Genomic DNA, 7,791 nt, shown 5'->3' on the forward strand with positions numbered 1-7,791 from the left:
GACCGGAAGGGTCCCACCGCCCCGCGGCGTTTCCGGGACCGATCGCCGCCGGCCGGTCTCAGTTCTCCCAGACCTTGAAGGCCCGTACCTGGTACGGGGACTGCGGCACCCAGGTGCCGCCGCCCGGGTACGTCTCGAACTCGCCGGTCTCGGCGCACTCGGCCGACTGGTAGGTGGTGACCGGGCGGCCGGTGCGGTTGGCGAGTGCCTGGACGGTGGCACCGGCCGGCAGCGGCACACAGCTGTCGATGTCGATGGTGGACAGCTCGTGGACCTGCCGGGCACCGGAGAACTGCGGTTTCGCCCAGAGACAGAGCTGGCCGCTCCCGCAGGTGCCGAGCCGGACGGGCGCGGCCTGCGCCACCGCCTGCGGGATCAGAGCGGTGACGGCCAGGGCCGTGGCGACAGCGGTCTTGCGCATATGAATCAACCCCCGTGTTGATGTGGATCTTCCACACCCACCCTGAGCTGCGGGGCATCGGCTCGGGAAGGGGGCAGGGGCGGTACCACCCTGATAGGCGACAGCCCCGCCGGAACGTTCCGGCGGGGCTGTTGTACGCACTGTGTTGACGCCCTGGGGCGCCGGGTCGGGCCGGGTCAGATGTGACCGGCGCCGGCCCCCGCCTCGGCGTTCTCGCCGCGCTTGGTGAGCGTGGCGACCAGCGCCGCGATGACGGCGACGATGCCGGCGACCATGAACGCGGTGCTCATGCCCGACACGAACGTGTCATGGGCGACGCCCGCGATCTTGCCCGCGACCTCCGGCGGGGTGCCCGGCGCGACCGGCGGGATGCCGACCTTGACGGCCGAGGACGCCTGGTCGAGCTGCTCCCCCGACAGCGGGGGAAGCTGCGCTTCCTTCCAGTTGCCGGACAGTTCGGCGTCGACCCTGGAGGCCATGATCGCGCCCAGGACGGCCGTACCGAGGCTGCCGCCGACCTGCATGGCGGCCTGCTGGAGACCGCCCGCGACGCCGGACAGCTCCATGGGGGCGTTGCCCACGATGACCTCGGTGGCGCCGACCATGACCGGCGCGAGGCCCAGGCCGAGCAGGGCGAACCAGACCGACATGGTGACGGTGCCGGTGCCGACGGTCAGCTGGGACATGCCGAAGCATGCGACGGCGGTGCAGACCATGCCTCCCACCAGCGGAACCCGTGGACCGAACTTGGTGATCAGGAAGCCCGCCAGCGGCGAGGCGACGATCATCATCGCGGTCAGCGGCAGCAGGTGCAGTCCCGCGTCGACGGCCTTCATGCCGTGCACGTTCTGGAGGTAGAAGGTGACGAAGAACAGCCCGCCCATGAAGGCGAACGCCATCAGCACCATCAGGACCGTACCGGCGGAGAGCGGCACCGAACGGAACATCGCCAGCGGGATCAGCGGTTCCCTGACCCGCTGCTGGACGAAGGCGAACGCAGCGAACAGAACGATGGCGGCGACCAGGAAGCCGACCGTCTTGACGTCGCCCCAGCCCCACTCGGAGCCCTTGATGAGCGCCCAGATCAGGCAGAACATCGCGGACGAGAGCAGCACGATGCCCGCGATGTCGAAGGAGCGCGGCGCGTTCTCGGCGCGGTGGTCCTTGAGGATCATGACGCCCAGCACGAGGGCGATCACACCGACCGGCACGTTGATGAAGAAGACGGACTGCCAGCTGACGTGCTCGACGAGCACACCGCCCAGGATCGGGCCGCCGGCGGTCGAGGCGCCGATCACCATGCCCCAGATGCCGATCGCCATGTTCAGCTTCTCGGCGGGGAAGGTGGCGCGCAGCAGGCCGAGCGCGGCCGGCATCAGAAGGGCGCCGAAGAGTCCCTGCAGCACCCGGAAGGTGATCACCAGGACGACGCTGCTGGAGAGGCCGATGGCCCCGGATGCCGCGGCGAAGCCGACGACACCGATGAGGAAGGTCTGGCGGTGGCCGAACCGGTCACCGAGCTTGCCCGCGGTGATCAGGGAGACCGCGAGGGCGAGCATGTAGCCGTTGGTGATCCACTGGACGTCGGCGAGCGAGGCGCCGAGGTCCTTCTGGATCGCGGGGTTGGCAATCGCGACGATCGTGCCGTCGAGCGCGACCATCATCACGCCGATGGCCACGGAGAAGAGCGTCAGCCAGGGGTGGCCGCGCAGCCCCTTGGCAGGTGCGGGAGCCGATGCGTCCTGAGGCTCCCGCGGCGCCTTTTCGACGGTGGTCTGACTAGTCATACCCGGAGATTAGTGTCAGTCGCTGACAGTTGACAAACCATTTCACAAGTCGGTAACTGTCACGTAGCTCACAGGTACGCTGAGCTGGACAAAGCAGGGAAAAGAGGACTAGCTCAGTGACCGATGGGCAACGAGCCGCCGAGTATCCGGCCGGACTGCGCGAGCTCAAGAAGCGACGCACCCGGGACGCCCTGCTCCATGCCGCCCTCGATCTTTTCACCACCCAGGGATACGAGGAGACCACGGTCGACGAGATCGTCGACGCCGTGGAGGTCTCCCAGCGCACCTTCTTCCGGTACTTCGCCGGCAAGGAGTCGGCCGCCTTCGCCGTCCAGGAGATGGTGGAGTCCCGCTTCATCGCCGAACTGCGTCAACGGCCCGCGTCGGAGGCCCCTTTCGAGGCCATGCGTCGCGCGGTCCTGTGCGCCTGGAACAGTATCGGAGAGTCCATCGAGGCCATCGTCCCGGTCGAACTCCACATGCGCACCTACCAAATGATCGAGTCGACACCCGCCCTGCTCGCCGCCCACCTGCGGCGCAGCATCGAGATGGAGAACCAGATCGCCCGGCTGATCGCCGAGCGCGAGGGCCTGGACATGGAGCGCGACCCCCGGCCGCGGGTCGCCGTCGCCGCGTTCTCGGGGGTGATGCGGGTGACCGGCCAGCTGTGGGGGCAGGGGCTGGAGACCAGCGTGGACTCGCTGCGGGCGCTGACCGAGGCGTATCTGGACCAGTTGGGGCCGGCCCTGGCCGAGGACTGGCGCACACCTGTCTGAACGGCGCACTTCTGTCCGGTCGATGTGCCGCACGCCTCAGTCCTGACCTATGACCGAGGTCACAACAGGCGGACCACGGCGGCCGGATGCGACACTTGAAGGACGCGAAGCTCGGCAGAGCGTACGGGAAGCCCGTACGGAGCGTGAGGGGTGCGGCGTTCCATTCCCCTTTGCCGGGTGATGTGCGTCACCCGCTTAACGACCTCCGGCACGCGTCTCCTAGTGTGGGCGGAAGTGACTTCCTTCGACTCCTCCCCGACGCTCACCGCATGGCGCACGCTTCTCGCCATCGCGGTTGTGTTCGTGATGCTGGCGACCACCGGCTGGACAGCGGTGCGTCATCAACGCTCCGACGAGCCACGAACCCTCGCACTCGCTTCCTGGGCCAAGGGGTCGATAGCGGGACAGGCGCTCCCGCCGGCCGATGCCCAGCCGTACAAGCTGGCGCACTTCTTCGCCACGCTCACGGCCGCGCAGCGCACCGGTCTTGCGGACAGATATCCGCTGGTGGTGGGGAATCTGAACGGCGCGCCGGTCACGCTGCGCTACCGGGCCAACCGGCTCGCGCTCGTGCAGGCGCGCACCGCCGAACAGAAACGGGTGCACGACAGCAGGCTCTCCCCCGACGGCCGCGCCGAGGCGCTCCGCCGGGTCGACCGCTTCCGGTCGATGCTCGCCGACGGCCGGCACTTCCTGTCCTTCGACCCGTCCGGCCGTGGCCACGCCGCCGAGGTGTTCGGCGATCTCGAACGGGCCCAGCGGGTCTCGGTGGTCGTCCCCGGCGTCGACACCAACCTGCTCACGCTGGAGCGGACGGGCGCCAAGACCAACGCCGCGCCCGTGGGCATGGCCAAGTCCCTGTACGCGGCCGAGCGGTCCGCCGGGCCCGGCGTACGGACCGCCGTGATCGCCTGGGCCGACTACACCGCGCCCGCCGGCATCGGGATGGACGCGGCCCTGGGGAATCTCGCCGAACGCGGCGCGGTCCGCCTCGACGCGCTCGTCGGCGCGCTCCCCGGCAGCGCACCCGTCTCGCTGTTCTGCCACAGCTACGGCTCCGTCCTGTGCGGCGTGGCCGCGGACGAACTGCCCTCCCGGGTGAGCGACATCGCGGTGGCGGGCAGCCCCGGGATGCGGGTCGACAACGCCGCCCAGCTGCACACCCGGGCCAATGTGTGGGCGATGCGGGATCACGACGACTGGATCGAGGACGTGCCCAACCTGGAGGTCGGCGGGCTCGGCCACGGGGCCGATCCGGTCGATCCGGGCTTCGGTGCGCGGGTCGCGTCGGCCGGCGCCGCGGTCGGCCACAGCGGCTATTTCGAGCCGGGTACCGAGAGCCTCGGCAACTTCGCCGCGATCGGTGTGGGCACCTACGGTGCGGTGACCTGTGCGCAGGGGGACGGCGCCTGCCACGATCGTATTTCCGGCAGTGGGACTGCCTGACGCGCGTAGAAGACCGCGGCCGGTCCACGACCGATCGCTGAATTGCGGTGTACGCCGAGGGGGGACGTGCGGGCAAGTGCCGCATACGATGAGGCACATGGGTGATGTGCTGGCCGGAATTCAAGCCACCTGGGAGTTCGACACCGACTCCGTGCTCATCCGCTTCGAACGGGGTATTCGCACGCCGAGACTCTTCCAGAGCCTCCGTGAGCGCCGCGTCCCGCATACGGCGCTGTCGTCGGTGACGCTGACCCCTGGCAAGCGGGGCACGGTGGTCCTGCGTGCCGTGCCGAGACCCGGTGCCGATCCACTGCTGGAGGCCGCGGCCGGACAGCTCAAGGACGGCTGCGACCCGTACCGCCTGGTGCTCCCTGCCGAACGCGAGACGCTCGCCGAGTACTACGCGGACGAGCTGAGGGCCCGGCTCGGACCCGACGCCGGTGAGCCCGCCGACCGTTTCCTGGTCGCCGCCCCCGAGGCTCCGATGCGCTTCAAGGCGTACGACGGCCGGGCCAGCTTCGACGGGGACCGGATCTCCTTCCGCTGGTTCTGGACGGGCGCCTCCTCGGAGAAGTGGAAGGCGGGCGACCAGACGTTCCCGGTCACCGAACTGAGCGGCGTCGAGTGGCGCTCGCCCGAGGCCTTCGAGGGCTATCTGCGGCTGGTGCCGAGAGGTCTTGAGCCCACCGGACCGGCTGAGGGCGCGGGCACGGGGCTGGGCACAGGCCCGGGAGCGGCGCTGTGCACGGGCACCGCCCAGAGCGTGCAGCCCGTGGCCGCACGGCCCACCCGGGCGGACGAGGACCCCGCCGCGGTGATCTTCGGTCTCGGATACGGCCCGGTGCACGAGTCCCTGCCGTTCGCCGCGGCCGTCCTGGAATCGGTCCGCCGCAAGCAGTCCGCGCCCGCTGCGGCCACGCCCCTGGCATCCGCCGGACGGCGCGACCCCGCGGACATCGCCGAGCGGATCCGCCACCTCGGGGAGCTGCACCAGGCGGGGCTGGTGACGGACGACGAGTTCCGGGCGAAGAAGGCCCAGCTGCTCGCCGAGCTGTAGGGCGCGCTCCGAAAGCCCCGCGGGCGCCCCGCTCGTACGGTCCGGGTCATACCCCCGTACGAGCCGGGCGCGCACGGAACCGGAACCCCGGTATGACGCCTGCGGGCGGTTTCGCTGCCTACCCTGATCACGTCATGGCCACTTCCTCCCTGCCCCCGTCGCCGCCGCCCCCGCCGGCGGACGGTCTGCTGAGCGCCGCCCGCCGCAACCTGCGCGAGATCGCCCACGGACTGACCCATCCCTCCCACCCCCCGGTCCCCCCGCTGGCCGACGCCCCGAAACGGTGGCAGCGGCTCCTGCCGTACGTCGTCGTCGTCGCGCTCGCCGCGATCTTCATCCCGGTCACGATCACGGTCCTGTCCGACCAGTACGGCCTGAACGGCGGACTGGCGGGTGCCCTCGGTGTCGCGCAGGGCGCCCCGCTGCTGATGCTGGCGCACCGGCCGCTGCAGGCCTGGTGGATCATCTTCCCGGCCGACGTCCTGGGCGCGGTCCTGCTGCTCGGGCAGGACGCCGGGCAGCACGACGTCTGGCCGTGGACAGCACCCGGCCAGGTCGGCTACCTCTTCGTACTCCTGGCGCTGGGCCTGCGCGAGCGGCGGCAGGCGCTGGTCGGTGTCTGGCTGGCGACCGGCGCCGCGGGACTGGCCCTGTATCTGGTCTCCTCCGACCACGGCACCGACAACTCGCTCCTGCTGTTCATCCTCAGTGCCGTGGTGCTGGTGATCGGCGCGACGGTACGGGAACGGGGCGATGTCCAGCGCCGGCTCGCCGAGCAGGAGACCATCAGCGAGGCCGAGCGGGCGCAGCGCACGCTGCTGGAGGAACGCACCCGTATCGCCCGCGAACTGCACGACGTGGTCGCACACCACATGTCGGTGATCACCGTCCAGGCCGACTCCGCCCCGTACCGGCTGGGCGGGCTTTCGGACGAGGTCCAGGAGGAGTTCGACTCGATCGCCGCGAGTGCGCGGGAGTCCCTCGGAGAGATGCGGCGGCTGCTGTTGGTACTGCGCAGCGAGGGCACCGAGGCCGAACGGGCGCCGCAGCCGGGGCTCGACCGGATGCAGCAGCTGGTGGAGGCGACGGTACGGGCGGGGCTCCCGGCCGAACTGTCGCTGTCGGCCGGGCTGGAGGGCGTTCCGCAGGCGGTCGATCTGTCCGCGTACCGGATCGTGCAGGAGGCACTGGCCAACGTGGTCCGGCACGCACCGGGGGCCAGGACCCGGGTGTCGGTCAGCTCCGACGGCACGCATCTGACGGTGCTGATCGTCAACGACCCGCCGGAGCACACGGGTTCGTCGCATGCTCCGCACACTCCCCTGGAGACGACGGGCACGGGGCACGGGCTGGTCGGCATGCGCGAACGCGTACGGTTGACCGGCGGGACGCTGGACACCGGGCCACTTCCGGAGGGCGGCTTCCGGGTGGCCGCGCGGCTCCCCCTGCCACCGGCCGCACCCCCCGCTCCCGCCCCACCCCTGAATCCGGAGGACTCTTGACCATCCGTGTGATCATCGTCGACGACCAGGCCATGGTGCGGGCGGGATTCGCGGCGCTGCTGGCGGCGCAGGCCGACATCGACGTGGTCGGTGAGGCACCGGACGGGCGCCAGGGCATCGACGTCAGCCGCCGCACCCATCCGGACGTGGTCCTGATGGATGTGCGGATGCCCGAGCTGGACGGCCTGGCGGCGGCGCGTGAGCTGCTGAACCCGCCGGTGGGCGTGGAACACGTGCCGAAGGTGCTCATGCTCACCACCTTCGACGTGGACGACTACGTGTACGAGGCGCTGCGCGCCGGCGCGTCCGGCTTCCTGCTGAAGGACGCCCCTCCGGCGGACCTGATCTCGGCGGTACGGGTGGTGGCGGCGGGCGACGCGCTGCTCGCCCCGTCCGTGACCCGCCGTCTGATCGCGGACTTCGCCCGCCAACGCCCGTCGGGGGCGGGCCGCAGCGGGGCCGCGCTGCGGCTGAACGGGCTGACTCCGCGTGAGACGGAGGTGCTGGAGCTGATCGCGCGGGGGCTGTCCAACCAGGAGATCGCGGCGCGGCTGGTGCTGGCGGAGCAGACGGTGAAGACGCATATCGGCCGGGTGCTGGCCAAGCTGGACCTACGGGACCGGGCCCAGGCCGTGATCTTCGCGTACGAGGCGGGCGTGGTGGTGCCGGGCGAGGGCTGAGGGGCGCGTATGGCCGGGGTCGTCCGGCAGCCGCTTTTGTCCTCAATCGCCGGACGGGCTTGATATCAAGCCGCAGACTCACGCGAGCGCGCCGAACGAGCACTGTTGCGTGTTCACCCGCT

At 70.7% G+C, this 7,791-nt stretch carries 7 protein-coding genes; 5 read left to right on the top strand and 2 right to left on the bottom strand.

Annotation, left to right across the window (positions count from 1 at the left end; genetic code table 11):
* Window positions 1-58: 58 nt before the first annotated feature.
* Together ACFVW8_RS37415 and ACFVW8_RS37420 are read right to left on the bottom strand one after the other, a co-directional pair.
* The gene (locus tag ACFVW8_RS37415) at window positions 59-421 is read right to left on the bottom strand and encodes a peptidase inhibitor family I36 protein (protein WP_389698208.1); all 363 of its coding nucleotides are present in this window, start codon (window positions 419-421) and stop codon (window positions 59-61) included.
* Window positions 422-597: 176 nt separating this feature from the next.
* The gene (locus ACFVW8_RS37420; protein ID WP_389698210.1) at window positions 598-2,208 is read right to left on the bottom strand and encodes an MFS transporter; all 1,611 of its coding nucleotides are present in this window, start codon (window positions 2,206-2,208) and stop codon (window positions 598-600) included.
* Between the two features lie 116 nt (window positions 2,209-2,324).
* On the opposite strand from ACFVW8_RS37420, the gene ACFVW8_RS37425 reads away from it, so the two are divergent.
* The 5 genes from ACFVW8_RS37425 to ACFVW8_RS37445 all read left to right on the top strand — a co-directional run bounded on the left by ACFVW8_RS37425 (window position 2,325) and on the right by ACFVW8_RS37445 (window position 7,669).
* The gene (locus ACFVW8_RS37425) at window positions 2,325-2,984 is read left to right on the top strand and encodes a TetR family transcriptional regulator (RefSeq protein ID WP_389698212.1); all 660 of its coding nucleotides are present in this window, start codon (window positions 2,325-2,327) and stop codon (window positions 2,982-2,984) included.
* A 234-nt stretch (window positions 2,985-3,218) separates the two neighbouring features.
* On the top strand, window positions 3,219-4,430 hold the full coding sequence (locus tag ACFVW8_RS37430; RefSeq protein ID WP_389698214.1) for an alpha/beta hydrolase: 1,212 nt from the start codon (window positions 3,219-3,221) through the stop codon (window positions 4,428-4,430).
* Window positions 4,431-4,527: 97 nt separating this feature from the next.
* Window positions 4,528-5,487 carry a DUF4429 domain-containing protein gene (locus ACFVW8_RS37435; RefSeq protein ID WP_389698216.1) on the top strand — a complete coding sequence of 320 codons (960 nt, stop codon included), beginning with the start codon at window positions 4,528-4,530 and terminating at the stop codon, window positions 5,485-5,487.
* 134 nt (window positions 5,488-5,621) lie between these two features.
* The gene (locus tag ACFVW8_RS37440; RefSeq protein WP_389698218.1) at window positions 5,622-6,989 is read left to right on the top strand and encodes a sensor histidine kinase; all 1,368 of its coding nucleotides are present in this window, start codon (window positions 5,622-5,624) and stop codon (window positions 6,987-6,989) included.
* Complete coding sequence (locus ACFVW8_RS37445; RefSeq protein ID WP_389698220.1) at window positions 6,986-7,669, top strand: response regulator; 684 nt, start codon at window positions 6,986-6,988, stop codon at window positions 7,667-7,669. The genes ACFVW8_RS37440 and ACFVW8_RS37445 overlap by 4 nt, the downstream gene beginning before the upstream one ends.
* Window positions 7,670-7,791: the final 122 nt, after the last annotated feature.

It is taken from the genome of Streptomyces sp. NPDC058221 (genome assembly GCF_042882365.1).
Taxonomy (GTDB): domain Bacteria; phylum Actinomycetota; class Actinomycetes; order Streptomycetales; family Streptomycetaceae; genus Streptomyces.

Coding starts and splice junctions, on each gene's coding strand:
- ACFVW8_RS37415 (WP_389698208.1), bottom strand. CDS start 421: ATGCGCAAGACCGCTGTCGCCACGGCCCTGGCCGTCACCGCTCTGATC.
- ACFVW8_RS37420 (WP_389698210.1), bottom strand. CDS start 2,208: ATGACTAGTCAGACCACCGTCGAAAAGGCGCCGCGGGAGCCTCAGGAC.
- ACFVW8_RS37435 (WP_389698216.1), top strand. CDS start 4,528: ATGGGTGATGTGCTGGCCGGAATTCAAGCCACCTGGGAGTTCGACACC.
- ACFVW8_RS37440 (WP_389698218.1), top strand. CDS start 5,622: ATGGCCACTTCCTCCCTGCCCCCGTCGCCGCCGCCCCCGCCGGCGGAC.